A 26,178-nucleotide genomic window follows, 5' to 3' on the forward strand; every position below is an offset into this window, starting at 1 on the left:
CCATGCCCATTGCTGACAATCGGCTACGGACCATTCAGAACAGGCTACAGGACATGAATTGCTGGAACGAGAACCCCGTAATTGTTCGCGCGGCCATCCTCCTGCTCATTGCGACGGCTCCGCTCAGTGCAGGCTGCGTGCGGGCCAGCCAAGCGTCTGTAGATGGGATTCCGGAGCTTCAACGTGAGGCCCCTTTCAGCTACTCGATAAAGACGACGCCTTCACTTCGAGCAGCCGGCTCAGGCAACGCCTCAGACGCGGGAAGCGGCACGACTTACGATTTCGACTGGAGAATGGCTGACTGGGACGGTACGCGCGCCACAAAGGGCACTGAACTCAGAACAAAGCCGATGCCTTGGCTCAAGGAGCAGTGGCTATCCTTCAAATTCTTTGCAGACGAGAAGTATTTTGCAGGTGATTCACGGTTCTCAATCATCCTGCAGTACCACAGCATGCCTGACATCGACCTCGGAGAAGAGTGGCGAAACCCCGTTTCCAGTTTCGTCATTCGCGGCCGGAACATCCAGTATGACTACCGGTCAAGCAGTGAGCGGGTCACCCCCAAAGACGCGTCTGGATTCATCTACACCAACAAGGGGACTGTTCAACTCGGCGCTGTCAGATTCGGCCAATGGAACGAGGTAGTCGTCCATCAGACGTTTGATTACTACAACGGGCACATCAAGATATGGATGAACGGTAAAGCCTTTGAACAGACCGGCGGCATAGGGTTCAACGACAGGCGCGGGTTGTTCGTAAAGTTCGGGCTCTACTGCCCAGAGCGCTCTGATCTTGCTGAGAAGCGCATCTCGTTCCGCGACGTACGAATGATACCCGCGAAGCCAAATGACCCGATTCCAGGTACCGAGGAAGCTGCCTTCAGGCAGCTCGGGGTCACGAGAGGCTAGCTGACTGTGTTGAAGTCGGCTGACAGGCATGCATAGCCAGACGCGACTGGGATCAGCGTGGACCAGGTCAAGCAGTCACTGGGGCCAGCAGTTGGTACTTCGGGGAAAACTACGTACAATCCTCAGATTGGGAGCGCCAGTCTCGCTCTCTGCAGTACAACGCGCCCGTAGCTCAGCCGGATAGAGTAGTGGCTTCCGAAGCCATTGGTCGGGGGTTCGAATCCCTCCGGGCGCGCCATCTTCCCCTGCTCGTACCCGTCACTCCGGGCCTCTCGCTTGCGCTTCCACGTCAACGCGGCTCAGGAGCGAACGGCATCGAGCGATGTGCGCAACCTTGAAGATCGCGCACGACGATGGAAAGCTCCTGCCCTTTCTGCACCGCCCCGGGCAGGAAGGCGCCCTTGCCGTCGTACAGGAAAGTTTCAATCTCACCACGTGCAACCACCAGGTCCGCAGCCGGCGGCTTGAGCTCTTCCAGAACAACACTAAAGGGACGCCAGGCCAGACCGTGTTCGTCCCGGATATCGGTCGATACCGCGTGTGCATGTGCCTGACGATCCACGCTGGCCAGCGGCAGCCGTAGTGCCTGCGATCCCTCCGTACTGATCTGGAACCTGCCAAGGACCACGGCATCCACAGTTTCACTGCCGATGTAGGTGATCGTGGCCTCGGGGCACTGCACGGCATCGGCTGGGTGCGATGCACACGCGGCCAGGCTTGCGGTCAGGAGGGCAATGATCGGCCGGATCATGGGCTGGCACCTGGCACGTCGCTACCCTGCCCAGCGTTTGCAGCAGCGCGCGTAGTGGAAGCACCCGGCCTGCGCGCATAGCTGTAATCGGGATCGCGCCAGGCGCGCACGATCGGACTTCGCGCATGCCTGATCGAGCCGGGGACCCAGCACAACGCCAGCACCACGGCCCAGATCACAGCCAACCAGAACCATCGGCCCAAGGCATAGGCCCAGATCATGGGCAATGCAGCCAGCAGCACGATGATCTGCGTATACAGCAGGTAGAACGTGTGCAGACCCAAGCGGGGATCCGAGCGCAGCACCACGCCACATTCCCTGCATGCCGTCTTCGCCTGCCGTCTCGATGCGGAAAGCAGCGGAAACCGCTGCCCGGCAGCGCCGCAACGTGGACAGGTGAAGGTCGGCAGGCGCATCAGGCAGCTCCTCTCTGTCGATTGACATCAACTGTCCGGCACGAAGCCGAGCCTAGCATGGGCGTGGCAGGGGGGCGCCACAAACAGCAACGCCGGGCGATGCCCGGCGTTGTGTTCAAAACCAGTCGAGCATGGCTCGACTCTGCACAGAGCAGATCAGTACTTCCCATCGAACGCAAAAATCGGCTTACGCTGCTTCCACGCACCTGCAGTGAAGTCCGGGAACTCCAACGTCTGGAAGCTGTTGGCGATCGACTGCTCGCTCAACGGCGTGATCGCGCTCCAGGTCACCGCGTCATAGATATCGATCGGCATCGGCGCCTTGGCCTTCAGCGCTTCCACGAATGCATGGATCACAAACCAGTCCATGCCACCGTGGCCGGCGCTGGCAGCGGTCTCGGCATTCTGCTTCCACAGCGGGTGCTCGTACGCGTCCTGGTACTTCTTGAACTCTTCCCACTGGTGCGGCGGGCTGCGGCCTTCGATGTGGATCGAATGGTTCACATCCATCCACAGGCCCTTGGTGCCCTGCACGCGGAAGCCCATCGAATACGGACGCGGCAAAGAGGTGTCGTGCTGCAGCAGGATGGTCTCGCCGTTCTCGCAGGCCAGCGTGGTGGTCACGATGTCGCCCAGCTTGAACTTCACCTTGGTACTGGGATGGGTGGTGCCGCCACTCTTGGCCACGGTGTATTCGTGCAGTCCGCGCGCCTTGGTCGCGAAGGCGTTGATGTGGGTGAAGCGGTTGCCGCGGTTGATGCCGGTATACATCGCGCACGGGCCGATGCCGTGGCTGGGGTACAGCTCGCCATTGCGCTCCACCGAATGCTCGGTGCGCCAGCGGGCTTCGCTCCAGCCCTTGGGACCGAATTCCACGCCGCTGTCGTAGGGCTGGTTCGGGTCGCCGGAATTGAACTTCACGCCGCGCAGGTCGTGCTGGTAGCCGGCCTGCAGGTGCACCAGCTCACCGAACAGGCCCTGGCGCACCATCTGCAGCGCGGCCATCACGTCGCGGCGGTAGCAGACGTTCTCCAGCAGCATGTACGGGGTGCCGGTGCTCAGCTGGGTCTTCAACACGTCCCAGTGGTCCTGCAGGGTGATGCCGGCCACCACTTCGCAGCCCACGGCCACGCCAGCCTGCATTGCGGCAATCGCCATCGGCGCGTGGTACTCCCACGGCGTGGCGATGATCACGCCATCGATGCCCTTCTGTTCCAGCAGGCGCTTCCAGGCATTGGTGTCGCGATCCTGACCGTAGGTCTTCGGTGCCGGCTTGCCGGCCTTGCTGACCATCTCCACGGCGCGGCCAAGCATGATCGGCTCGATATCGCAGACGGCGACAACCTCGACGTCGTCGCGGCGCACCAGTTCCTTCAGCAGCACCAGGCCACGCATGCCGGTACCGATCATGGCCAGGCGCACCTTGCGCCCGCGTGCCCATGCCGGGGTCTGCGGCAACAGGCTGCTGGCGGCGACAGCGGCACTGGCCGCAATGAATTCCCTACGCTTCATGGCAAACATCTCTCCTCTTGGCAGCGTGCCGGCCGAAGCCGGCACGCCAGGTCACGCAAACGGAATTACTTGAACCGGTAACCGACAGTCACACTGTAACCACGACCGAAGATGGTCGCGTAGTCACTGGAGTCACCCAGGAAGCTGTTCGGGTCGTAGAACGGCAGGCGATTGAACAGGTTCTTGACCGTGAAGCTCAGGTTCCACGCATCATCCGGGCGCCAGGTGACGCTCATGTTGGCGGTCCACCACGACGGTGCACCATCACACTTGCTCTTCTGCAGGGCCAGGTAGCCGCCGGTGCAGGTTTCCTTGTTGTTGCTCACCTCATCAACCTGGTCGGTGGCCCACTTGGTGCCGCCGACGTAGTTGACGAACATGCTGGTGGTCACCTGCTTGTAGGTCCAGTCGGCGTTGAGCGTGGCACGCAGGCGCGGGTTGTTGTAGTAGCCCACCACGTCGCCGTAGTACCAGCCGTTCTCGGCGTCCATGTAGAAGCGGTTGCGGTTGGCGATGGTGGCGGCCAGGCCGATGTTCAGGTTGCCCCAGTCACCCAGCGAGAAGCGGCTGCGCGCATCGATGTCGAAGCCGTCGATCAGGGTCTTGCCGCGGTTCTTGTACTGACCCACCACGCTGGCCACGTTGCCGGCGGAGTAGCCCGGCAGGTTCGCCGGGCAGCTCACGCCGCTGGCCGGGTCGGCACACATCGCCGCCAGCTGCGCCAGGTTGGCCCGGTCGCTGTCGGTGATTGGCGAGCGCGACGAGGAGATGATGTCTTCCATGCGGCGGTAGTCCGGCGCGACGATTTCATTGTCGCGATAGATGAACCAGTAGTCGGCCGACACCGACAGCCAGGTTGCCGGCTCGTAGACGAAGCCGAGGGTGGCGATCTTCGCCTTCTCCGGCTTCAGGTCCTTGTTCGGCTGGGTCATGCGGGCCACGGTGCGGCTGCAGTCGACGTTCAGCAGGGTCTTGCCCAGGTCGACATCACCCGGCCGCTGCGACTTCAGCAGCAGGTTGGCAATGGCGTTGGTCTCGTTGCAGCGCAGCTCGTCACGGTAGCCGCCCAGCTGCGCGAACACGCCACCGTTGCCGGATTCGGCCAGGCTCGGTGCACGGAAACCGGTCGAGTAGGTACCGCGCAGCATCAGCTGGTCGAATGCCTGGTACTTGAAGCCGATCTTCGGCGCGACGTTGGCGCTGAAGTTCGGGTATTTGTCCACGCGCACCGCCGCATCCAGTTCCAGCTTGTCGGTGATCGGTGCCACGGTCTCGGCAAACAGCGCGTAGGTATTGCGCTTGCCGTCGAACCACGAGCCGCCCTGCTGGGAAATCAGGCCGTTGGCCGCATCGGCGTTGCCCGGGGTGTAGAAGGTTTCGCGGCTGGCGTTGAAGCCGAACGCAGCGCGCATTTCACCTGCCGGCAGCTGGAACAGCGGGCCTTCGATCTTGCCGTCGAGGGTGTGCAGGCGGGTCCACGACTGGATGTCGAAGGTCGGGAACGCTTCACGGATCAGTGCGGCGTTGGCTTCGCTGATCTCGCCGAACTTGTACGCCGGGTGGTCGGAGATGATCACGCGGCCGGTGGTCGGATCGACCGAGTACGGGCCGAACGCCTTCTCGAAGCCCTTGATGTTGACGTTGATCGTCTGGTACGTGGTGGAGTGGGTACCGGCACTGGCGAAGGCAGTCTCCCAGTTCCAGTCACCCCGGTTGCCACGCGCACCGGCCAGCACGCGGTAGCTCTTGTCCGTGTTGCGCTGGCCGAAGTAGTTCGGGCCGGCATCCTGCAGCAGGTAGTTCAGGCCGACCACGCCGCCCATCATCGCCCTCATTTCCGGGCTGGCGTGGTTGTACTCGTTGTTCGGGCCCAGGAACGGGTACAGGAACTGGTTGACGGTGTTGCCGGTATTGCGCGAGAACCAGCTGGTCGGGTTGCCGGTGGTGGTGCCGTAGGTGCGCGGCGTGCCGCCGTTGGCGCGCAGGTCGATGTCGGTGTAGGTCGCCTCGGCGAAGATCTCGGTGCTGTCACCGACCAGGAACGTGCCGTTGAGGTAGGCGGTGTTGCGCTCGGACTTGGCGCCGGCATCGATCTCGTTGTTCATCCAGGTTTCCCAGACGCAACGCGGACCGGCCGCTTCACTGGTCAGCACGTTCTTGCAGCCCGGCGCAGCTTCCTGCACGCGACGGCCGGTGACCGGATCGAAGGCGAAGTAGCTGCCCGGGTTGAACTCGCCCGGCTTGCTGCCCACGCCCAGGCGCAGGTTGTTGAGGTAGTTCGGGTTGTTGACGTAGTACTGGTCGGGCCGCTTGTCGTAGAAGTCGCTGAGCGGGATCGCGTCGCGGCGGTACATGTTCACCGCGCCGTAGATGTTGAAGCGGTTCTCGGTCAGGTCACCGAAGCCGGCGGTGATGCTGGCCTGGCGCTCGCCGTAGGAGTCGATGCGCGAGGAGGTGTCGTTGGTGAAGCTGACCTCGGCACCCTGGAAGTTGCGCTTGGTGATCACGTTGATCACACCGGCCACCGCGTCGGTGCCGTACACCGCCGAGGCGCCGTCGGTCAGCACTTCCATGCGCTCGATGGCCGCAGCCGGGATCGCATCGATGTTGACGAACTGGGTCTGGAAGCCGGCCGGTGCACCGTAGTACGACAGGCGGCGACCATTCAGCAGCACCAGCGTGCCCTGTGCGCCCAGACCACGCAGGTTGGCCTGCGAGGCACCGTCGGAACCGGTGAACAGCGAACGTGCATCCTGCTGCGCCGGACGTGCGGCCGGCAGGTTGTCCAGCACCTGCAGCAGCGTGCGCGCACCCATGTTCTGGATGTCCTGCTTGCTGATCACCTGCACCGGCGAGGCGGTTTCAACGTCGGTGCGGCGGATGTTGGAGCCGGTGACCTCGATGCGGGCCAGGTCGGTGGCCTTGTCCTTGCTCTCCTGGGCGAAGGCAGGTACGGCGACCGAGAGCAGCGCGCCGGCGATGGCCAGCGACAGCGGAGCAATCGAACGACAGGGGGGGCGGTGGTGGCGTGCGGGCAACATCGGGGTTCTCTCCTGGCAGGGGTGCGGCGCGAATGGTGAATCGGCGGGCAAAACGCTCCCGGGCCACGGCCACGAGGGCCGTAGTCGGAATGGGCGGGGGAGGAGCGGTGTTACGAAGGGGTCATGGGGCGACGATGCTGGCGGAGTCGCCCTCCTGGCCGATCAGCACGGCATTGGCCCAGTTGGCGCAGACCTGGGCGGGTTGGCTGCCCTGCGCACCCAGCGTGCGCAGGCTCAGGGTGGAAAGGCCTCGGATGTCCAGCTCCGGCTTGACCACGCCGGGCGCCTTCACCAGGCCGCTGTCGTACAGCAGGCGGTTGTCACCCCAGACCTGGAACTGCAGGCCACCGGCAGCGCGGCAGGCGTCGTCGATTCCGAGGTCGGCACGCAGCAGGTGCCAGCCGCCCTGCAGGCGCAGGTCGATGCGGCTGTTGGCGCCGACGCCCAGGCCACGGCGGAACTGCAGTCCGTTCATGCGCATGCCGGCGTCGCCACGGAACGACTGGTCGGTGCGCACCTGGCTGGCCAGCGCGGCCGGCACCGGCAGCTCGGAGAGATAGCGCTGCCGGGCCGGTCGCTCCGGTTCCTGGTGTTCAAGAATGTGGAAGGTGGACAAGGCGATCGGGCCGACATCGCGCGGCTGCAGCGCATCGAAGGCGCGGGCGCTGCCCTGTGCGGCGGTCACCATCGGGTCGGTGCTGCTGGCGCCGTCGCCTTCGGGGTTCTGCACGCTCAATACGCGGAAGCGCAGCAGGCGGCCGGCGTGGGCCGGGAAGTCGATGCGCTGCATGCCTTCCTTCAGCTGCAGGCGGCCACGGGCGATCGGCTCGCCCCACTCGCCGTTGCTGTCGCCCAGGTACACCTCGTAGTCGCGCACCTGGCCATGCTTCCAGTTCTTGTCGTTGCGTGGCGCGATGTCGATGCCATCGATCATCTTCCGCTCGCCGAAGCCGATCACCCACTCGTGCGCACCGGTGCGCACGGCCTGGTTGCGCACGCTGCGGAACCAAGTAGCCGGATCGTCGTCGAAGGCATTTTCCAGCGCATGACCAGGCTCTTCGGCCGGGCGATTCACCACCAGCAGGCTGTCGGCCGGCAGTTCGCGGCCCAGCACCGGCGCGGCCGGATAGACGTCGTCGGCGACCGCCGCAGCCACCGCGAAGTCGAGCTGCAGCTGCAGCGGCTGGCGGATGTCCTGGGTGGCGGTACGCACGTGCAGCGTGCCACGGCGTTCCTTGGCATCGAAGTACCAGCCTTCGTTGGCGCTGTTGAAGGCGGCGACATCGGCCAACGCCGGCAGCGCGCGACCACCGGCCTGCACCGCGCGCGGCGCCTGGCGGCTGAGCACGCGCAGGCCGTAGCGGCGCTGCGCCAGCTGGCCGTTGTACTGGCCTTGCACGGCGTCGATCTGCACCTGCACCGGGCCACTGCCCTGTGCCGGCGCCTGCACGCGGATCTGCTGCGTGCTCGATTCGCCCTGCTGGTAGCGGCGGGTGTTGCCGTCGTCTTCATACAGCGTGTACTGCGAATCGCCCTGCGGGTACAGGTCGAACGTCACTTCGTCGAGAGGCTTCTCGCCGTCGAACAGCATCGACGGGTACATCGGCAGGATCGCGCCGGCACGCACGAACACCGGCAGCGTGTCCAGGTCCACCTGGCGGTCCAGCTGGCGGCCGTCGGCAGCGGCCTGCACGCGGCGGCCATCCCAGTAGTCGATCCAGCCACCAGCCGGCAGATGGATGTCGCGGCGCCAGCCACGGCTTGCGGCCTGGCTGCGGTACACCGGCGCCACCAGCAGGTCGCGGCCGAGCAGGAACTGGTACTTGTAGGTTTCGTCCTGCGCGTGCGGATCGCGCGGGTTGTCCCACATCAGGCCACGCACCGGCGGCGCGCCGGTCTGCGCGGCCTCGTGCACCAGCCCGTACATGTACGGGGTCAGGCGCATCTTCAACTTCAGGTAATCGCGGTTGATGCTTCGATAGGGCTCGTCGTACCACCACGGGTGCTTGCGCGCATTCGACGACCAGCCGCTCATGCCCATCAGCACCGGGGTGAAGGCCTTCCACTGCAGGTCGCGGGTGAAGGTCTCGGCGCTGCCACCGAAGATCGCATCGACATCGCCGCTGGCGTAGGCCATGCCGGACAGGCCCGAACCGACCAGGGTCGGCACATGCCAGCGGATGTAGTCCCAGCTGCTGCTCTGGTCGCCGGTCCATGCCACCGCATAGCGCTGGATGCCGGCCCAGCCCATCACCGTCCACAGGAACGGGCGCGAATCGGAATTGTCGAGGATGCCGTTGAATGCCTGGCGGTTGGCGTCCATCGCGAACTGATAGCCCTTGCCGGTCCAGGCCACGTCCAGCTTCTGCACGCGGCTGCCGGCCTTGCCCACTTCCCAGGCGATCTTGTCGACGCCGTTCTCGGTCCACAGGCCGGTGCGGAAGCCGTACTTGGCCAGCCCCTTCACCGTTTCCGGCAACTGCTTGTAACCGCAGCCGTAACCATCATTGGGCAGGATCCAGCCTCCGGGCATGTCGTTGGCGCGGTACTGCCTGGCCACGCTGTCGATCACATCCGGGGTGGTGCCGGTCGGGCCATCGCTCCAGCCTTCAGGAACGGTGCCGAGCTTCTTGCTGTTGTCGCCGTCGTTGTAGCAATCGGCATCGCCGTAGGACAGCGCCCAGCGCGCGACCATGTTCGGGCGGCCGGTCAGCTGGGTGTAGCGTTCGATCAGCTTCGGCAGATTGGCGCCGACGAAGTAATAGGCATCGAAGCGGTCTTCGCGATGCAGCAGCGTGGCCTGGTCGGCCTCGCGCAGGTCGTAGCTACCATCACTCCACGTGTTTCGCAGCATGCCCCAGCCGCGGCTGCTCAGCAGCATCGGGGCCGGGCTGGGGCGGTCGCCCTCTTCCCAACCGCCGGAATAGGACACTTCCAGCTCGCGGCCCTTGAACTGGTAACGGCCGTTCTGCTGGCCGCCACCGAAGTAGCCTTCATCGGCCTGCGAGGACAGCACCTGCACGCTCTGCGCCGCATCCAGATCCAGCGGTTGCAGTTCCTGCCAGAGCGCGGTGGGCTGGCCGTTGTCCAGCCGTTCCAGGCGCATGCGCAGCGGCTGCCGCTGTACATGCAGCACCAGTGCATCGGTGCGCACGCGTATTTCCTGTGCGTCTTCTTCCAGCTGCGCCTGCACGTTCGCCTTGGGCTGCGGCAGTACGATCGGTGCAGCCTTGTCGCCGGCACCGGTCAGCGTGCCGTTGCGGCCGGCCTGCACGCGGATGATGTCAGTGGCCGGCAGTTCGATGCGGATGCGCGCGCCCTTGTCGGTCTGCAGATCCCAGCCCTGCACGCCGTCGCGGCTGGCGCTGGCGCTGAGCGAACGCAGGTTGCCGACCGGCTCGGCCTGGGCCGGCATGGACGCCAACATCAATGCCGGCAACAGGGCCAGCATCAGCGGCGAGCGACGAACGCAGATTTCCACACGGACTCCCAACCCGTTCACCGGGCGTTTCGAAAGCGGTTGGGCCGACTCTAGGGCAGCGATTCGAAAGATGTCAACAAATTGAAAGGAAAAAGGAAGATATATTCCATTGAAACGAAAGTTGTTGCGCTGCAATACTTTGTGTAAGCGCTTGCAGCGGCCTGTTAAGCATTGTGCGATACGGCATTCGGCCCGTTCTTTCGTTTTCCCGAGCACACCCGGGCGGGAAAAGTCACCACGCCATTTTCTTTCTTTTTACTTTCGCTATTTGACATTTCGAAAGAAAACACAGATGGTGCGCTGGCCCAACTGGAACCTCCGAATGGACGTCACCCTGCTTTCCGATGTGTCCGCCTGGCAGCGCCTTGGCGGAGCCGATACCGCTACCGAAATCGCCCAGCAGCCTGCGCTGTGGGACGCCCTCGCACAGGACCTGTCGCGTGCCCGCGACCGCCTGCAGGCCTTCCTTGGCGACAGCCTCAACGATCCCAACCAGCGCGTGCTGTTCACCGGCGCCGGCAGCTCAGGCTTCATCGCCGAAATGGTGGCCGATGCGATCAATGCGCAATGGCCGGCCGAAGTGCGCGTGGTGCACACCACCAGCCTGCTGACCCACCCGGCGCTGTACCTGCAGCGCGAGCGCCCGACCCTGCTGGTCTCGTTCGGCCGTAGCGGCTCCAGCCCGGAAAGCGTGGCGGCGGTGGACCGCGTGCGCAGCGACGTGGATGACGCGCGCTTCCTCGACATCACCTGCAACGCCGATGGCGAACTGGCCCGTCGTGGTGCCGGCCGTGCCGATACCTGCACCCTGCTGATGCCGTCGGCCAGCTGCGACCGTGCCTTCGCCATGACCAGCAGCCTGACCTGCATGCTGCTGGCCGCACTGACCGTGTTCGACCGCTCGCCGTGGGATGCGCGTATCGCACGCCTGAAGCAGATCGCCGCGCTGGCCCGCGAAGGCCAGGCACAGTGGGATGCACCGGTGGCGGCGCTGGCGAAGCGCCCGTTCAACCGCATCATCTACCTCGGCAGCGGCCCGCTGGAAGCGCTGGCACGCGAGTGCGCGCTGAAGGTGCTGGAGCTGACTGCCGGCCGCGTGCTGGCGCTGGCCAACACGCCGCTGGGCTTCCGCCACGGCCCGAAGTCGACGCTGGACGGCAACACCCTGGTGGTGGTGCTGCGCAGCGTGCAGCCGCTTGCGCGCCGCTACGAACAGGACCTGCTGGAAGAACTGCGCCGCGATGGCGTGGCCGGCCACGTGCTGGCAATCGGCCCGCATTCGGACATCGGCGCCGATGACGAGTACACCCTCACCGTACCGGCACTGGACGATCCGTGGCTGGCACCGGTGTGGCTGGGCTTTGCGCAGCTGTTCGCGCTGCAGCGCTCGGCTGCGCTGGGCCTGACTCCGGACAACCCGTTCCCGGACGGCACCGTCAACCGCGTCGTCAAGGGTGTCACCATCCACCATGGCTGAGCTGATCGCCCACGCCTGCTACGGCATCGACATTGGCGGCACCAAGATCGAACTGGTGGCGTGCGATGCGGCGATGCAGGTCAGCTGGCGCCGCCGGGTGGCCACCCCGCAGGGTGACTACGACGGTTTCCTGCAGGCGGTGGTAACCCTGGTCGCCGAGGCCGATGCCGCGCTGGGCCGCAGTGATGCGGCGATCGGCATTGCGCTGCCCGGCGTGCGCGACCGCCGCAGCGGCCGCCAGCTCAGCGCAAACGTGCCTGCGTTGACCGGCCACAGCGTGGCGGCCGACCTGCAGGCGCGCCTGCAGCGGCCGCTGCATTTCGGCAACGACCTGCAGTGTTTTGCCCTGTCTGAAGCACACGGCGGTGCCGCCGATGGCTACCCCAGCATGTTCGGCGCCATCCTCGGCACCGGCGCTGGCGGTGGATTCTGCCTGCAGGGCCGCCTGCTGTCCGGTTTCAACGGCCTGGCCGGCGAATGGGGCCACTGGAGCGTGCCCGGTCATCTGCTGCAGCGCCATGGCCTGCCGCTGATCGACTGCGCCTGCGGCCTGCAGGGCTGCGTGGAGCGCTATGTGTCCGGCAGTGGCGTGGCGATGATCGAGCGTCACCTCGGTGGCAGCGCCGCCGACGCCAGCGCGGTGATCGCCCTGGCCGAAGCCGGCGATGCGCGCGCACGCAAGGCGCTGGACATCCATCGCGACCTGCTCGGCCACAGCCTGGCCGCGCTGGTGCTGGCGCTGGACCCGCACGTGATCGTGCTCGGCGGCGGCCTTTCGCAGTACGCGCCGCTCTACGAGCAACTACCCGCCGCCATCGCCGCCCATCTGTTCAAGGGTGTGCAGGTGCCACCAATCGTGCCGCCACGCTTCGGCGATGCCGGTGGCGCACGTGGTGCTGCCCTGCTCGCCTGCCAACCCTCGTTTTCCTGATGTCCGGAGCCTGACCATGTCCCCGTTGCAGACCCTGCTTGCCTCCCACCGCGCCGGTGCCAACGTCGGCCTGTACAGCGTCTGCTGCAGCAACGAGCAGGTGCTGCGCGCGGCCATGCACGTGGCGCTGGCGCATGGCACCGTGCTGCTGGTCGAGGCCACCTCCAACCAGGTCGACCAGTTCGGCGGCTACACCGGCATGACCCCGCCGCAGTACCGCGACTACGTGGGCACGCTGGCCGATGAAGAAGGCTTCCCGCGCGAACGGCTGATCCTGGGCGGTGACCACCTCGGCCCGAATGCCTGGCAGAAGCGCCCGGCTGCCGAAGCGATGACCCACGCGCGCGTGCTGATCGAGGCCTACGTCGCCGCCGGCTTCCACAAGATCCACCTCGACTGCAGCATGTCCTGCGCCGATGACCCGGTACCGCTGCCCGATGCCATCGTCGCCGCGCGTTCGGCCGAGCTGGCCGAGATCGCCGAACGCACCGCCGCCGAACACGGCCTGCCGCCGCCGGTCTACGTGATCGGTACCGAAGTGCCGATCCCCGGTGGCGAAGCCTCGCTGGCCGAAGGCCTGCAGGTGACCACGCCGGTCGCCGCCGCGCAGACCCTGGCCATCCACCAGCAGGCGTTCGATACCCCGCAGCTTCGCGATGCGTGGCAGCGCGTGATCGCGATGGTGGTGCAGCCCGGCGTGGACTTCGACCACAGCAGCGTGCACGAGTACGACGCGGCCGCCGCCAGCGCGCTGGCCGGCTTCCTCGAACAGCAGCCGCGCATCGTGTTCGAAGCGCATTCCACCGACTACCAGCGCGAAAGCGGCCTGCATGCACTGGTGCGCGATCACTTCGCCATCCTCAAGGTCGGCCCGGCCGCCACCTTCGCCTATCGCGAGGCGCTGTTCGCGCTGGCCGCGATTGAGGCCGAACTGCTGCCAGCCGCGCAGTGCTCGCGCCTGCCGCAGGTGCTGGACGAGGTGATGGTGGCGCAGCCGAAGTACTGGCAGTCCTACTACCAGGGCGATGACGCCGCACTGCGCCTGCTGCGCAGTTACTCCTTCAGCGACCGCTGCCGCTACTACTGGGGCGAGCCGGCGCTGGTGCAGGCGGTGCAGACCCTGTTCGCCAACCTGGAACAGCACGCGCCGCCGCTGGTACTGCTCAGCCAGTACCTGCCGGAGCAGTACCGCGCCGTGCGCGAGGGCAGCCTGGCCAACACCCCCACCGCGCTGGTGCAGCACCGCATCGGCCTGTGCCTGGGCGAATACGCCCGCGCCTGCAGCGCCAACCAGGCCGGAACCCGCGCGCACCACGCAGGCTCGGCTCCCGCCGTTGCTGCGAACGGCTAATCTCTACCTTTTCCCGCGAAACCGAGAATGGCCATGCGCAACACCCGCTCCCGCCGGCAACAGATCCTGCAGCTGCTGATCGAGCATGGCTCGGTGCAGGTGGCCGATCTGGTCGAGCGCTTCGGCGTGTCGGCGGTGACCATCCGTGCCGACCTGACCCACTTCGAGTCGCAGGGCCTGGCCAACCGCACCCACGGCGGCGCCACGCTGGTGCGCACGCCGCCGCAGGAACAGGACATCCACGAGAAGGACGCGCTGAACCTGCCGCTGAAGGAATCGATCGGTGCGCGCGCCGCGCGCCTGGTACAACCCGGCGACAACATCATCATCGACTCCGGCTCGACCACGATGACCCTGGCCCGCCACCTGCGCGCGCATCGCGACGTCACGGTGATGACCAATGGCCTGAACATCGCCTGGGAACTGGCCAATGCGGCGGGCATCACCGTACTGCTGACCGGTGGGCTGCTGCGCCAGCAGTCGCTGTCGCTGCAGGGCAGCCAGGCCGAAGCCAGCCTCAACTCGTACAGCTTCGACACCCTGTTCCTGGGCGTGGATGGCCTGGATCTGCAGTTCGGTCTGACCACCCACGACGAGGCCGAAGCCCGCCTCAACCACCGCATGGTCGAGCGCGCGCGCCGTATCGTGGTGCTGACCGACGCCTCCAAATTCGGCCGCGTCAGCCTGCACCGCATCGCACTGCTGGATCAGATCCACGCCATCATCACTGACGCCGGCATTGACGATGCAACCCGTGAGGGGCTGCAGCGGCTGGGCATCGAAGTGATCATCGCCGAGCCCACCGCATGACCGACACCCGCGCCCTGCATGGCCGCATCCTCACCCCGCTGGGTTGGCGGCGTGGCCACGTCCACTTCGATTCACACGTACGCCAGCTGCTGGTGGACGACCACAGCGGCGCTGACGACCTGCAGCTGCCGGTGATCCTGCCCGGCTTCATCGACCTGCATGTGCATGGCGCAGCCGGCGTGGACCTGATGCAGGGCGGCGACGTAGCACGCACCATCGCCCGCACCCATCTGCGCTTCGGTACCACCACGCTGCTGGCGACCACCATGACCGCCGGGCTGGACGAGATCGAATACGCGCTGCAGGGTGTGGCCGCCACCATGGCGGCGCCGGATGCCGACGCTGCCTGCATTGCCGGTGTGCATCTGGAAGGCCCGTTCATCAGCCCACAGCGCCTGGGCGCGCAGCCCAACCGCACGATCGAGGCGACGCTGGCGCTGGTGCAGCAGCTGCATGCGTTGGCGCCTATCCGGGTGATGACGCTGGCTCCGGAGATCGGTGAGCACACCGCGCTGATTCCCGCGCTTTCGGCAATGGGCATCCGTGTGCAGCTCGGCCACAGCGCCGGCACCTACGAAGAAGGTGTTGCTGCCCTGCAGGCCGGTGCCTCCGGCTTCACCCACCTGTTCAACGGCATGACCGGCGTCGATCACTATCGCCCGGGCATTGCGGCGGCGGCACTGGCACATGCGCAGTACGCCGAGATCATCCCCGACCTGCAGCACATCCATCCCGGCGTGATCCGCCTGGCCGCGCGCGCGATTCCGCGCCTGTACGCAGTGACCGATGCTACCGCCGCCACCGGCATGCCCGATGGCGAGTACGCGCTGGGCGAGCAGCGCGTGCACAAGTGCGGCGGCTGCGTACGCCTGGCAACCGGTTCGCTGGCCGGCAGCGCGCTGACCATGGACCAGGCGCTGCGCAACCTGGTGCGTGTGGGCTTGGACCTTGCCGATGCCTCGCAGCGTGTTTCCACCTTCCCCGCCGCGTATCTCGGCCTGGACGATCGCGGCCGCATTGCGCCCGACGCCCGCGCCGACCTGGTGGTGCTCGATGCCGAACTGCGCCTGCAGCAGGTGGTGGTTGGTGGGCGCGTAGTTGATCTGACCTGACGCACGCGATGCGGCCCGGACGCCGCGCGGGCTCCCTGTAGAGCATAGCCATGCTCGGCTCACCGCGCGAAGCGCGGCATGGGGAACCTCGATATCGGAACGGAAAGCAGCCGAGCATGGCTCGGCTCTACATGAAGCGCGCAAGCGCAATGCCTCAGCCACGCACCATCCCCGTTATTCCAGGAATACGCCGATGACCGCAGCCGCCGCACCTGCCGTACCCGTTTCCACCGCCCCGCGCTGGCCCGTACGCTACCTGCTCTTCATCGGCGGCCTCGGTGGCCTGCTGTACGGCATCGACATCGGCATCATCGCCGGCGCCCTGCCCTACCTGGAGGCAACGGCCAGCCACGCCTGGCAGCTCAGCAGCCAGCAGCTCGGTTTTGTCGTGGCTGCGGTGCTGCTGGGCAGTGTGTTGTCCTCGCTGTTCGCCGGCATGGTCGCCGACCTGATCGGCCGCCGCGGCGCGATGCTGCTGGCCGGCCTGCTGTTCACTGCCTCGATCCCGATCATGGCACTGGCCTCCGGCTACACGCCCTTGCTGCTCGGCCGGCTGCTGCAGGGCATCAGTGGCGGCCTGATCGGCGTGGTGATTCCGCTGTACCTGGCCGAAGTGCTCAGCCCGGAGCGGCGCGGACGCGGCGCGGCCATGTTCCAGCTGCTGCTGACCGTTGGCCTGGTGCTGGCTGCCCTGATCGGCCTGTACCACGCCCACGCCGTGGATGCCGCCGCTGAAGCCGTGCGTTCGCTGCCGGTGGCACTGCAGGCGCAGGAGCTGTTTGCGGTGAAGGACCACGCCTGGCGCACGATCTTCTGGACCTGCCTGGCGCCGGGTCTGCTGTTCTGCGCCGGCATCTTCTGGCTGTCCGAGTCACCGCGCTGGCTGGTGCGCCGCGGCCGCATCGATGACGCGCGCCGCAGCCTGCAGCGCGTGCTGCCGGCTTCGGAGGTCGAGCCGACGCTCGCACAGATCCAGGCACCGGAATCGAGCAGCAGCAGCGGCAAGCGCGACCCGCTGCTCAGCCGCCGCTACGTGGTGCCGTTCCTGCTCGCGTGCGTAGTGCTGGCCTGCACCCAGGCCACCGGCATCAACTCGGTGCTGGCCTACGCGGTGAACATCCTCAACCAGGCCGGCCTGTCCGGCTCGGTGGCCAACGGCGCCGACGTGGCGATCAAGCTGCTCAATGCGGTGATGACCGTGGTCGCACTGCTGCTGGTCGACCGCAAGGGCCGCAAGTTCCTGCTGATGCTCGGCAGCGGCGGCATCTGCGTGGCCCTGCTGGCAGCGGCGACGCTGTTCTTCCAGGCTGAGCGCGGTCGCACCGACGTGCAGCCGCAGCTGCAGGCGGCGGTCAGCGGCGATGGCCTGCAGCTGGTACTGGACGATACGCAGTGGCAGCGCTTGGGCGCTGGCATCGACAGCGAAGGCCGGCCGATGCAGCTGACCGTGTCGTATGCCTACGGCGACTTCACCAATGTGCGCGCCCTGCGCAGCGACAACCTGACCGACCGCGAGCTGCGCATCGAGCGTGCTGGCACTGTGCAGCCGGACAGCGTGATCGGCGCGTTCTTCCGCAAACTGCATCTGAACCCGTTCGCCGACCCGGCCGCTGCTGCGCAGGCGCCGCTGCGCATCGAACAGGCCCGCATCGGCCGTGTGCCGCCGCCGGCACACGGCTGGGCCGTGGCCGCCTGCATCCTGGTGTTCGTCGCGTTCTTCGCGGTCGGTCCGGGCGTATGCGTGTGGCTGGCACTGTCGGAGCTGATGCCGAACCGCATCCGCTCCAATGGCATGAGCATCGCGCTGCTGATCAACCAGTTCGTGTCGACCACCATTGCCGCGATCTTCCTTCCCACGGTGGGCCACTACGGCTACGCCAGCATGTTCGTGTTCTGGGCGGCGTGCACCTTCGTGTTCTTCCTGGTGGCCGCGTTCTGGCTGCCGGAGACCAAGGGCAAATCTCTGGAAGAGATCGAAGCCCGCTTCGCCCGGTAGTGGTCGACCTTGGTCGACCTCCGCGCGCAGCGCGGGTTCATGGCGCACCCGTCATTCGCCAGTGATGTGCTTCGCCAGCTCCCGCGCTTCGGCAACGCTGGACAACCCGCTCAGCATCATCGATTCGCCGAACGGCCCCTGCACCGTCGCCACCATCAGCACGCGGCCATCCACGCTGAGCGCCGCACGCTGGCCCACCAAGGCAGCGGTGCCATCGTGGATGCGCTGATGTGCCTCCGGCCGGTAGCGGATCTGCAGGCCCGGCTGCTTGCCTTCGTCCAGCACGTAGCGCACATCGGCGATGTCCGCGCTGCCGGCAATCGGCGGCTCGCGCAGGGCCAGGGTTTCGCCCTGCCACTGCACGGGCGTGCCCTTGCCGGTTGCATCGACCGCGCTCAGGCGCACATCCACGCCGGGGCGTGGCGCATGATTCTTGCCTGCCAACGCACCGGGCGTGGCGCCCGGCATGCATCCGGCCAAGCTCAATACCATGCCCAGCAATAGGGGAAGCGCAGCCCTCACTTCAGCTTCCGCAGCTTGAACGCCACCAGCACCTGCAGCAACCCGTACAGCAGGCTGCCGATGCCGATCCACAACGTGGTCACCGCCACGCCTGCATACGGATTGGCAGCGAACAGCAGGCCCAGCACCACCGCCAGCACGCCACTGAGAATCAGCAGCCACTCACCCTGGATCTGCTTGCGCACGCGGATCGCGAACACGATGCGATAGATACCTGCCACCAGCAGCCACGCTGCCAGGAAAAGCACCAGCACGCTGGCGGTGGCCAGCGGATTGATCACTGCCAGGATGCCGAAGCCCAGCGAGGCGATGACATACAGCGCCAGCCAGCCACGCGAGGCACCGCTGCCCCCGCTGACCAGTGCGAACAGGCTGATGACACCTTCAACGATGGCCATCACGCCCAGTGTCCACGCCAGTGCCATTGCCGCCGACAGCGGCCAGCCGATGGCGATGATGCCGAAACCCAGTGCGACGAGCCCGTACAGCAGCAGGATCCACCAGCTGCGCCCAACTGCCGACAACAAGGGAGACAAGGGGGAATTCATGGCCACTCCTTCGATCCGGAACCGGGCTCATCCTAGCCCCTGTGGATGAAGAGGGCGATCACGGCGCCCGCGCGCAGACCCACACGCGCACCTCCGCAGCGCCGACCAGGCGCAGCGTCTCGGCGACCTCCATCACCGTGCTGCCGGTGGTCATCACGTCATCGACCACGGTCAGCCGCGTGGGCACCGGACCACGGACAGCAAACGCATCGAACAGATTTTCCCTGCGTTGTTCGGCCGTGCGTTCGGACTGCGGTGCGGTGTGGCGGCGCCGGTACAGCCCTTGCCAGACCGGCATCGGCAGCAACCGGCATAGCTCGCCCGCCTGGTTGTAGCCGCGCTGGCGCAACCGGCGATTGTGCAGCGGAACCGGCACCAGTGGCGGACACCACCAGGGCGGCGGCGCGCGCTGCATCAACTGCGCGAGCAGGCGACCCGCTGCGAGATCCTGATGGAACTTGTAGCGCACCAGCAACTGGTCGACCGGCGACAGGTACAACAAGCTGGCATGGGTAGCGGCCTGCGGTGGCGCTTCCTCGCGGCAGCTGCCGCAGACGATCAGGGCGTTGTCGGGCAGCGGCAGTGCGCAGCGCAGGCAGGCGCGGCCCGACCACGGAAGTTCCGCATAGCACGCGGCGCACAGATCCAGCCCATCGTGGCCGGGGTCGTTGCAGACCAGGCAACGCAATGGCAGCAGAACGCGGAGCAGCGCGTGAGGGACAGTGCTTGCCGCGTGCAGGAAGTTGATGCGCATGCGCCAGCCTTCCATCGCTGCGTCAGCTTCACCATCAGCGGACCGCGTGCTGCGGTGTCAGCGCTATCTGTTACCGCGCCGCCCTTCAGGGCGCGCGTTCGCGATCCCCGGCATCCGACGGCGCCACGGCGGGCATCATCAACAACTCCGCCAGCCCGCGATAGATCGGCACCCGGCACACCAACCCGGACACGCCGCGCGCGATCAGCACCGTGGCCAGGATCGGCAGCAGCAGATCACCACTGTCGGTCAGCTCCAGCGAAATCACCGCCGAGGTCAACGGTGCCTGGGTGACGCCGGTCAGATAGGCGCACATGCCCAACAGCACGAACGCACGCGGATCCACACCCGGCATCAGCACCGCGAGGTTGTGCCCAAGGCCGGCTCCGACCGCCAGCGCCGGCGAGAACAGGCCGCCGGGGATGCCCGCCACGTAGGACGCCAGATTCGCCAGCAGCTTCATCAGACCGAATTCATGGCCCACCATCGCCTGCCCCTGCACCAGGCTGCGCGCTTGCTCGTAGCCGGTGCCGAACGCGCCTTCACCGAAGGCCAGGGCGAGCAGTACCACCACCAGGCCGCAGCCTGCCGCCAGCAGCACGGGATGCCGCTGCCGCAACTGGCCCAGCCAACGCGGGCGGCCCGCCGCACTGGCCAGCACCGCGCGCGCGAACAGGCCTCCGAGCAGCCCGGCCACCACGCCGCACAACAGGATCGCCAACCAGCCCTGTCCCAGCGGCAGCCGCGCGCTTACATGGCCGAAGTAGGTGTAGTTGCCCAGCAGTCCGAGCGATACCACGCCGCCGACGATCACCGCGGTCAGCAGGGTGCCGGAGAAGCGATGCTCGAAACGGCCGCTGAGCTCCTCGATGGCGAAAACGATACCGGCCAGCGGCGTGTTGAACGCCGCCGCGATGCCGGCAGCACCACCGGCCAGCAGGAAGTGCGAGAGTTCGCGCGGGTCCTTGAAGCCGAACCAGCGGCCGAACAGGTACATCAGGCTGGCGCCCACATGCACCGTCGGGCCTTCACGGCCAACGGACGCGCCGCCGAGCAGCGACAACGAGGTCAGCAGCAGCTTGCCGGCCGACACCGCAGGCGAAAGGTTGGTTTTCCGGAACGACTCATCTGGCTTGTCCAACGCAGCGATGACCTGCGGAATGCCGCTGCCGCGGGTGGGTTTCAGCACGCCCGCGGTCAGCCAGGCCAACAGCGCGAAGATGCCCGGCGTGAGCAGCAGGGCCCACCACGGCGAGTGCGAGGTGATGCGCTGGAACAGGTGGAAGGCCGCATCGCTGGCCTTGGCGAACAGGATCGCCACCAGTGCCACGGCCACGGCGCCGCCCCAGAGCGCGGCGCGGCGGCGCCAGGCCTCGCTGAGAACCAGCGCGGTGATTCGGCCGCGGAGGCGGTAAAGATCGATCATGGGAAAGAGTCTGCGCGCCAGCGCTTGCGTTGGGCAGCGGCCACTGTGGCCGGAGGCCTTGCAGGATGCGGTGAAATGCGGCGCATCCTTCGGACTTGATTGAACGGCTGGACTGTAAACTATTTTCATTAATGGATGGTTGACAGTGCGGACGCACCCACCCACACTGCCGCCCTCGCTCCACTCGTACCCAAGGTCCCGCCATGGCTGCTGCCATCCGCCACGACTGGCAACACGACGAACTGCAGGCGCTGTTCGATCTGCCGTTCCCCGAGCTGCTGTTCCGCGCCGCGGCGGTCCACCGCGAGCACTTCGACCCCTCGCAGGTGCAGGTCTCCACGCTGCTGTCGGTGAAAACCGGTGGTTGCCCGGAAGACTGCGCGTACTGCCCGCAGGCGCAGCGCTACAACACCGGGGTGAACGCGCAGAAGCTGATGGAGACCGACGCGGTGCTGGCCAAGGCACGCCAGGCCAAGGCCGCTGGCGCATCGCGCTTCTGCATGGGTGCCGCGTGGCGTTCGCCGAAGGACCGCGACATTCCGAAGGTGGCGGCGATGATCGCCGGGGTGAAGGCGCTGGGCCTGGAGACCTGCGCCACGCTGGGCATGCTCAGTGGTGAGCAGGCGCGTGCGCTGAAGGATGCGGGCCTGGACTACTACAACCACAACCTCGACACCGCGCCGGACTACTACGATTCGATCATCCACACGCGCCAGTACCAGGACCGCCTGGACACGCTGGAGCACGTGCGCGATGCCGGCCTGAAGACCTGCTGCGGCGGCATCGTCGGCATGGGCGAGACGCGCGCGCAGCGCGTCGGCCTGCTCCTGGCACTGGCCACGCTGCCGGCGCATCCCGATTCAGTACCGATCAACAAGCTGGTGCAGGTGGCGGGTACGCCGCTGCACGGCAGCGCCGAGCTGGACCCGTTCGAGTTCGTGCGCATGATCGCAGTGGCGCGCATCGCCATGCCGCGCTCGATGGTGCGGTTGTCCGCCGGGCGCGAGGCGATGAGCGACGAGCTGCAGGCGCTGTGTTTCCTGGCCGGTGCCAATTCGATCTTCTATGGCGACAAACTGCTGACCACCGGCAACCCGGAAAGCGAACGCGACCTGGCCCTGTTCGCACGCCTGGGCCTGCAGCCGATGGCGGTGCAGGTCGATGCCGAGGGCCACGATCACGGCGGCACCGTGCACGCTGATATCAGTGCCGATGCGCCGGCCTGTGGCTGCGCTCACGCGGCCTGAGACGGGATGCAGGCAGGCGCCGCGGCAACGCGCTACCCTAGCCGCCCCGTCGACGCATTCAGCCACCATGGCCCGCCCCGACCTGACCGCCCGCCTCCACGCCCAGCGCGCCCTGCGCGATGCCCAAGGCCGTCGCCGCCCGCGACGCACGGTCACCCGTCGTGATGGCGTGCGCCTGGAAGTGGACGGCCAGTGGCTGACCGGCTTCTGCAGCAACGACTACCTTGGTCTGGCCCAGCAGTTCAGCGTGGTCAACGCGCTGCAGGACGCCGCGGCACGCGAGGGCGCCGGCGCCGGTGCCTCGCACCTGGTCTGCGGCCATCATGCTCTGCATGAGGCGCTGGAACGCGAGGTAGCCGAGTGGCTGGGCTATCCGCGTGCGCTGCTGTTCGGCAGTGGCTTCGCCGCCAACCTGGCCGTGCAGCAGGCGCTGCTGAGCGAAGAGAACGATGTCTGCGTACAGGACAAGCTCAACCACGCCAGCCTGCTTGATGCCACCCGGTTGGCCGGTGCACGCCTGCGCCGCTATCCGCACCTTGATGCCGAAGGCGCGATGCGTCAGCTCAAGCACGCGCCCGATGGCGCGGCGATGCTGGCTACCGATGGTGTCTTCAGCATGGATGGCGACATCGCACCGCTGCGTGCATTGTCGCTTGTGGCACGCCTGCAGCAGGCGCTGTTCTACGTCGATGACGCACACGGTGTAGGCGTGGTCGGTGATGGCCGCGGCGCCGTCGCGGCCGCTGGTCTGGGCGTGGACGATGTGCCGCTGCAGCTGGTCACGCTGGGCAAGGCGCTGGGCGGTTCCGGCGCACTGGTACTGGGCCGCGACGACCTGATCGAGCATCTGGCCGAAACCGCACGTCCCTACATCTACACCACCGCCGTGCCACCGGCGATGGCAGCTGCTGCGCTTGAAGCAGTGCGCCTGGCGCGTCGCGACCACTGGCGCCGCACCAAGCTGACCGACCTGATCGCGCTGTTCCGCAGCGAAGCGCGTCGCCATGGGCTGGACCTGATGGCTTCGGAAACGCCGATCCAGCCGCTGCTGTGCGGCGATGACCATACCGCCGTTGCGATGTCCACGACGCTGGAACAGGCCGGCTGGCTGGTCGGCGCAATCCGCCCACCGACGGTGCCGGAAGGCAAGGCACGCTTGCGCGTGACGCTGTCCGCGCTGCATACGCCGGAACAGGTGCGCGGCCTGGTGGAGGCCATCGCCAGCGCGCGCGACCGCGTGACCCTGGCCGTGCGTGAAGCCGCACCACCGCCGCTGCCCGCCTTTGCCTGAGTTCCGTGTAGTTCCCCATGCATATTGAAGTGACCGGCCGTGGGCCGGATCTGGTACTGATCCATGGCTGGGCCCTGCAGGGCGGTGTGTTCGCGCCGCTGGTGCAGCGCCTGGCGGACCAGTTCACCCTGCACCTGGTCGACCTGCCCGGCCATGGTCACAGCCGCGACGACACCACGCCGCTGCGCCTGCCGTTCGTGGTCAATGCCATTGCCACGGCCACGCCGCCGGCGGTGTGGTGTGGCTGGTCGCTGGGCGGCCTGTTCGCGCTGCATGCGGCGGCCACCCTGCCGAAGGTGCGCGGACTGGCGATGATCGCCGCCACGCCGCGCTTCGTGCGTGGCGAAGACTGGCCGCACGCGGTGGAACCGGCAGTGTTCGAGCAGTTCGGCCGCGAGCTGGCCAGCGACTTTGGTGGCACGCTGGAGCGCTTCCTGGCGCTGGACGTGATGGGCTCGGCGCACGCCCGCGAGGAGCTGCGCACCCTGCGCCAGCGCCTGGTCGAGCGCGGTGCGCCCACCGAACGTGCGCTGCTGGAGGGCCTTCGCCTGCTGGAAAGCACCGATCTGCGCGGCGCACTGCCGACGCTGGGCAAACCGAGTCTGTGGATCGCCGGCCAACGCGACCGGTTGGTCTCATCGACGGCGATGCAGGCCGCCGCGGCACTGGCCCCGGGCGGGCAGGCGCTGACCATCGCCCACGGCGGCCACGCACCCTTCCTCGGCCATGCCGACGAGGTCGCCGCCGCCCTGCAACACTTCGTTGCCGGCCTGTCACCGGCCGATGGCGGACAATGAGCGCCTTCCGAATTCCGCAGGACTGACGCATGGATCTGGGTATCAATGGCCGCTGGGCACTGGTCTGCGGCGCAAGCAAGGGGTTGGGCCTGGGCTGCGCGCGCGCGCTGGTGCGCGAGGGCGTCAACGTGGTGATCGTCGCTCGTGGCGAAACGGCGCTTCAGCAGGCTGCCGAGGAGCTGCGCGCGCTGTCCGGCGTCGCTGAAGTACGCGCGGTCGCCGCCGACGTCACCACCGAAGCCGGCCGTACCGCAGCGCTGGCCGCGTGCCCGCAGGTGGACATCCTGGTCAACAACGCCGGTGGCCCGCCGCCCGGTGACTTCCGCACCTTCGAGCGCGACGACTGGATCGCTGCACTGGACGCCAACATGCTGGCGCCGATCGCGCTGATCCGCGCCACCGTCGACGCGATGATCGAGCGCGGCTTCGGCCGTATCGTCAACATCACCTCGTCGGCGGTGAAAGCCCCGATCGATATCCTGGCGCTGTCCAACGGCGCGCGCAGCGGCCTGACCGGCTTCGTCGCCGGCCTGTCGCGCCGCACCGTGGTCCACAACGTCACCATCAACAACCTGCTGCCCGGCCAGTTCGACACCGACCGCCTGCGCGCCAACTTCGCCCACAGTGCCGGCAAGGACGGCGATGCTGGCGAAGTGGCCGAGCGCCGCCGCCAGCAGATCCCCGCCGGCCGCTTCGGCACGCCGGATGAATTCGGCGCCGCCTGCGCCTTCCTGTGCAGCGCACTGGCCGGTTACCTCACCGGGCAGAACCTGCTGATCGATGGCGGCGCCTACCCCGGTACGTTCTAAGAGACTCCTGCAATGCCGTCCCACTTCGATGCCCGCCACGTCCGCCGCGCGTTCGCCCGTGCCGCCAACAGCTACGACGCCGCCGCCGCCCTGCAGCGCGAAGTGCAGTCACGGCTGATCGAATCGCTGGACTACCTGGAGGCACGCAAGCCCGAGGTGGTGCTGGACATCGGTGCCGGTACCGGTCATGCCAGCGCCCTGATGAAGAAGCGCTGGCCGAAGGCGCAGGTGATCGCGCTGGACGTGGCGCTGCCGATGCTGGACCAGGCCAAGCGCCAGGCCGGCTGGTGGAAGCCGTTCCAGCGCCTGTGCGGCGACGCCGCTGCGCTGCCGCTGGCCGACAACAGCGTGGATGTGATCTTCAGCAACCTGTGCCTGCAGTGGGTGGACGATCTGCCGGCGGTGTTTGCCGGTTTCCGTCGCGTGCTCAAGCCCGGTGGCCTGCTGCTGTGTTCCACCTTCGGCCCGGAAACGCTGGTGGAACTCAACGAGGCATTCGCCGCTGCCGATGACCGCCCACACGTAAGCCGCTTCGCGCAGATCGCACAGTTCGGCGATGCGCTGATGATGGCCGGCTTCCGCGACCCGGTGCTGGATCGCGATCTGTTCACCCTGACCTATGACGACCTGCCGTCGCTGATGCGCGAACTGCGTGCGATGGGCGCGACCAATGCGCGGGTGGACCGACGCCACACGCTGACCGGGCGTGGTCGTTTCGCGGCGGCGGCAGCGGCGTATGAACCGATGCGGCGCGCCGACGGCAAGCTGCCCAGCAGCTGGGAAGTGATCTATGCCCACGCCTGGGCACCGGACCCGGGCGCACCGATCCGCGAAGGCGGACATGACGTGGCCTCGGTGCCGGTGTCGGCGATTCCGATCCGGCGCAAGCAGACCTGATCGTCCGGTAGTGCCGGCCGCTGGCCGGCAACCTCACGATTCCATGGTGGGGCGCGGCCGGCCCGCCGGCCGCCCCACACCCATCAACCCCCCCCCCCCCG

The 26,178-nt window shown here is 67.0% G+C and carries 21 protein-coding genes and 1 tRNA gene; 13 read left to right on the forward strand and 9 right to left on the reverse strand.

The annotated features are described in order from the left end of the window. Nucleotides 1–2 precede the first annotated feature (2 nt). Together ACJ7C5_RS10410 and ACJ7C5_RS10415 are read left to right on the forward strand one after the other, a co-directional pair. A complete protein-coding gene (locus tag ACJ7C5_RS10410; RefSeq protein ID WP_412703831.1) occupies nt 3–908 on the forward strand; it encodes a heparin lyase I family protein in 906 nt (301 codons plus the stop codon). Between the two features lie 161 nt (nt 909–1,069). Next, nucleotides 1,070–1,146 (forward strand) — tRNA-Arg (locus ACJ7C5_RS10415). A 51-nt stretch (nt 1,147–1,197) separates the two neighbouring features. Here ACJ7C5_RS10415 and ACJ7C5_RS10420 read toward each other — a convergent pair. The 5 genes from ACJ7C5_RS10420 to ACJ7C5_RS10440 all read right to left on the reverse strand — a co-directional run bounded on the left by ACJ7C5_RS10420 (nt 1,198) and on the right by ACJ7C5_RS10440 (nt 10,109). After that, the gene (locus tag ACJ7C5_RS10420; RefSeq protein ID WP_412703832.1) at nt 1,198–1,659 is read right to left on the reverse strand and encodes a hypothetical protein; all 462 of its coding nucleotides are present in this window, start codon (nt 1,657–1,659) and stop codon (nt 1,198–1,200) included. Then, nucleotides 1,656–2,075, reverse strand: coding sequence for a hypothetical protein (locus tag ACJ7C5_RS10425; RefSeq protein ID WP_412703833.1), 420 nt, complete (start codon nt 2,073–2,075; stop codon nt 1,656–1,658). Before ACJ7C5_RS10425 ends, ACJ7C5_RS10420 begins: the two co-directional genes overlap by 4 nt. A 156-nt stretch (nt 2,076–2,231) precedes the next feature. Continuing rightward, nucleotides 2,232–3,587, reverse strand: a complete 1,356-nt coding sequence (locus ACJ7C5_RS10430; protein ID WP_164089820.1) for a Gfo/Idh/MocA family protein — start codon at nt 3,585–3,587, stop codon at nt 2,232–2,234. Between the two features lie 65 nt (nt 3,588–3,652). Next, nucleotides 3,653–6,628: a TonB-dependent receptor gene (locus tag ACJ7C5_RS10435; protein ID WP_412703834.1), complete on the reverse strand. Its 2,976-nt coding sequence runs from the start codon at nt 6,626–6,628 to the stop codon at nt 3,653–3,655. A 121-nt stretch (nt 6,629–6,749) separates the two neighbouring features. Beyond that, nucleotides 6,750–10,109 carry a TIM-barrel domain-containing protein gene (locus ACJ7C5_RS10440; RefSeq protein ID WP_412703835.1) on the reverse strand — a complete coding sequence of 1,120 codons (3,360 nt, stop codon included), beginning with the start codon at nt 10,107–10,109 and terminating at the stop codon, nt 6,750–6,752. A 322-nt stretch (nt 10,110–10,431) separates the two neighbouring features. Between ACJ7C5_RS10440 and ACJ7C5_RS10445 the strand changes: the two genes are divergently transcribed. The 6 genes from ACJ7C5_RS10445 to ACJ7C5_RS10470 all read left to right on the forward strand — a co-directional run bounded on the left by ACJ7C5_RS10445 (nt 10,432) and on the right by ACJ7C5_RS10470 (nt 17,786). Beyond that, on the forward strand, nt 10,432–11,586 hold the full coding sequence (locus ACJ7C5_RS10445) for an SIS domain-containing protein (RefSeq protein ID WP_412703836.1): 1,155 nt from the start codon (nt 10,432–10,434) through the stop codon (nt 11,584–11,586). Then, a complete protein-coding gene (locus tag ACJ7C5_RS10450) occupies nt 11,579–12,517 on the forward strand; it encodes an ROK family protein (RefSeq protein ID WP_412703837.1) in 939 nt (312 codons plus the stop codon). Before ACJ7C5_RS10445 ends, ACJ7C5_RS10450 begins: the two co-directional genes overlap by 8 nt. 16 nt (nt 12,518–12,533) lie before the next feature. Beyond that, nucleotides 12,534–13,868 (forward strand): D-tagatose-bisphosphate aldolase, class II, non-catalytic subunit, encoded by a 1,335-nt coding sequence (locus ACJ7C5_RS10455; RefSeq protein WP_412703838.1) that lies wholly within the window; start codon nt 12,534–12,536, stop codon nt 13,866–13,868. 33 nt (nt 13,869–13,901) lie between these two features. After that, a complete protein-coding gene (locus ACJ7C5_RS10460) occupies nt 13,902–14,678 on the forward strand; it encodes a DeoR family transcriptional regulator (protein ID WP_014038836.1) in 777 nt (258 codons plus the stop codon). Next, on the forward strand, nt 14,675–15,790 hold the full coding sequence (nagA, locus tag ACJ7C5_RS10465; protein ID WP_412703839.1) for an N-acetylglucosamine-6-phosphate deacetylase: 1,116 nt from the start codon (nt 14,675–14,677) through the stop codon (nt 15,788–15,790). Before ACJ7C5_RS10460 ends, nagA begins: the two co-directional genes overlap by 4 nt. A 193-nt stretch (nt 15,791–15,983) precedes the next feature. Beyond that, nucleotides 15,984–17,786, forward strand: a complete 1,803-nt coding sequence (locus ACJ7C5_RS10470) for an MFS transporter (protein ID WP_412703840.1) — start codon at nt 15,984–15,986, stop codon at nt 17,784–17,786. 51 nt (nt 17,787–17,837) lie between these two features. On the opposite strand, the gene ACJ7C5_RS10475 is transcribed toward ACJ7C5_RS10470, so the two are convergent. The 4 genes from ACJ7C5_RS10475 to ACJ7C5_RS10490 form a co-directional block, all read right to left on the reverse strand. After that, nucleotides 17,838–18,254 carry a SecDF P1 head subdomain-containing protein gene (locus tag ACJ7C5_RS10475; RefSeq protein WP_412703841.1) on the reverse strand — a complete coding sequence of 139 codons (417 nt, stop codon included), beginning with the start codon at nt 18,252–18,254 and terminating at the stop codon, nt 17,838–17,840. A 50-nt stretch (nt 18,255–18,304) separates the two neighbouring features. Further along, nucleotides 18,305–18,856 (reverse strand): HdeD family acid-resistance protein, encoded by a 552-nt coding sequence (locus tag ACJ7C5_RS10480; protein WP_412703842.1) that lies wholly within the window; start codon nt 18,854–18,856, stop codon nt 18,305–18,307. A 58-nt stretch (nt 18,857–18,914) separates the two neighbouring features. Continuing rightward, entirely contained in the window at nt 18,915–19,610 is a 696-nt protein-coding gene (locus ACJ7C5_RS10485; RefSeq protein WP_412703843.1) for a ComF family protein, read from the reverse strand. An 85-nt stretch (nt 19,611–19,695) separates the two neighbouring features. Continuing rightward, entirely contained in the window at nt 19,696–21,036 is a 1,341-nt protein-coding gene (locus tag ACJ7C5_RS10490; RefSeq protein WP_412703844.1) for a chloride channel protein, read from the reverse strand. Between the two features lie 203 nt (nt 21,037–21,239). Between ACJ7C5_RS10490 and bioB the strand changes: the two genes are divergently transcribed. From bioB to bioC, 5 genes are all read left to right on the forward strand, one after another. Then, nucleotides 21,240–22,283, forward strand: coding sequence for a biotin synthase BioB (gene bioB / locus ACJ7C5_RS10495; RefSeq protein WP_412703845.1), 1,044 nt, complete (start codon nt 21,240–21,242; stop codon nt 22,281–22,283). Nucleotides 22,284–22,350: 67 nt separating this feature from the next. Next, nucleotides 22,351–23,574, forward strand: a complete 1,224-nt coding sequence (gene bioF / locus ACJ7C5_RS10500) for an 8-amino-7-oxononanoate synthase (protein ID WP_412703846.1) — start codon at nt 22,351–22,353, stop codon at nt 23,572–23,574. A gap of 17 nt (nt 23,575–23,591) precedes the next feature. Next, complete coding sequence (gene bioH / locus ACJ7C5_RS10505) at nt 23,592–24,371, forward strand: pimeloyl-ACP methyl ester esterase BioH (RefSeq protein ID WP_412703847.1); 780 nt, start codon at nt 23,592–23,594, stop codon at nt 24,369–24,371. A gap of 29 nt (nt 24,372–24,400) precedes the next feature. Then, the gene (locus tag ACJ7C5_RS10510) at nt 24,401–25,180 is read left to right on the forward strand and encodes an SDR family oxidoreductase (RefSeq protein ID WP_412703848.1); all 780 of its coding nucleotides are present in this window, start codon (nt 24,401–24,403) and stop codon (nt 25,178–25,180) included. A 12-nt stretch (nt 25,181–25,192) separates the two neighbouring features. Then, a complete protein-coding gene (gene bioC, locus ACJ7C5_RS10515) occupies nt 25,193–26,077 on the forward strand; it encodes a malonyl-ACP O-methyltransferase BioC (RefSeq protein ID WP_032127072.1) in 885 nt (294 codons plus the stop codon). The last annotated feature ends 101 nt before the right edge of the window (nt 26,078–26,178 follow it).

The organism is Nocardiopsis yanglingensis (genome assembly GCF_045809185.1).
Taxonomy (GTDB): domain Bacteria; phylum Pseudomonadota; class Gammaproteobacteria; order Xanthomonadales; family Xanthomonadaceae; genus Stenotrophomonas; species Stenotrophomonas yanglingensis.

Bases quoted from the DNA above. Each gene is read 5' to 3' on its own strand.
- ACJ7C5_RS10410 (WP_412703831.1), top strand. From the start codon at position 3: ATGCCCATTGCTGACAATCGGCTACGGACCATTCAGAACAGGCTACAG.
- ACJ7C5_RS10420 (WP_412703832.1), bottom strand. From the start codon at position 1,659: ATGATCCGGCCGATCATTGCCCTCCTGACCGCAAGCCTGGCCGCGTGT.
- ACJ7C5_RS10425 (WP_412703833.1), bottom strand. From the start codon at position 2,075: ATGCGCCTGCCGACCTTCACCTGTCCACGTTGCGGCGCTGCCGGGCAG.
- ACJ7C5_RS10430 (WP_164089820.1), bottom strand. From the start codon at position 3,587: ATGAAGCGTAGGGAATTCATTGCGGCCAGTGCCGCTGTCGCCGCCAGC.
- ACJ7C5_RS10435 (WP_412703834.1), bottom strand. From the start codon at position 6,628: ATGTTGCCCGCACGCCACCACCGCCCCCCCTGTCGTTCGATTGCTCCG.
- ACJ7C5_RS10445 (WP_412703836.1), top strand. From the start codon at position 10,432: ATGGACGTCACCCTGCTTTCCGATGTGTCCGCCTGGCAGCGCCTTGGC.
- ACJ7C5_RS10450 (WP_412703837.1), top strand. From the start codon at position 11,579: ATGGCTGAGCTGATCGCCCACGCCTGCTACGGCATCGACATTGGCGGC.
- ACJ7C5_RS10455 (WP_412703838.1), top strand. From the start codon at position 12,534: ATGTCCCCGTTGCAGACCCTGCTTGCCTCCCACCGCGCCGGTGCCAAC.
- ACJ7C5_RS10460 (WP_014038836.1), top strand. From the start codon at position 13,902: ATGCGCAACACCCGCTCCCGCCGGCAACAGATCCTGCAGCTGCTGATC.
- nagA (WP_412703839.1), top strand. From the start codon at position 14,675: ATGACCGACACCCGCGCCCTGCATGGCCGCATCCTCACCCCGCTGGGT.
- ACJ7C5_RS10470 (WP_412703840.1), top strand. From the start codon at position 15,984: ATGACCGCAGCCGCCGCACCTGCCGTACCCGTTTCCACCGCCCCGCGC.
- ACJ7C5_RS10475 (WP_412703841.1), bottom strand. From the start codon at position 18,254: ATGCCGGGCGCCACGCCCGGTGCGTTGGCAGGCAAGAATCATGCGCCA.
- ACJ7C5_RS10480 (WP_412703842.1), bottom strand. From the start codon at position 18,856: ATGAATTCCCCCTTGTCTCCCTTGTTGTCGGCAGTTGGGCGCAGCTGG.
- ACJ7C5_RS10485 (WP_412703843.1), bottom strand. From the start codon at position 19,610: ATGCGCATCAACTTCCTGCACGCGGCAAGCACTGTCCCTCACGCGCTG.
- ACJ7C5_RS10490 (WP_412703844.1), bottom strand. From the start codon at position 21,036: ATGATCGATCTTTACCGCCTCCGCGGCCGAATCACCGCGCTGGTTCTC.
- bioB (WP_412703845.1), top strand. From the start codon at position 21,240: ATGGCTGCTGCCATCCGCCACGACTGGCAACACGACGAACTGCAGGCG.
- bioF (WP_412703846.1), top strand. From the start codon at position 22,351: ATGGCCCGCCCCGACCTGACCGCCCGCCTCCACGCCCAGCGCGCCCTG.
- bioH (WP_412703847.1), top strand. From the start codon at position 23,592: ATGCATATTGAAGTGACCGGCCGTGGGCCGGATCTGGTACTGATCCAT.
- ACJ7C5_RS10510 (WP_412703848.1), top strand. From the start codon at position 24,401: ATGGATCTGGGTATCAATGGCCGCTGGGCACTGGTCTGCGGCGCAAGC.
- bioC (WP_032127072.1), top strand. From the start codon at position 25,193: ATGCCGTCCCACTTCGATGCCCGCCACGTCCGCCGCGCGTTCGCCCGT.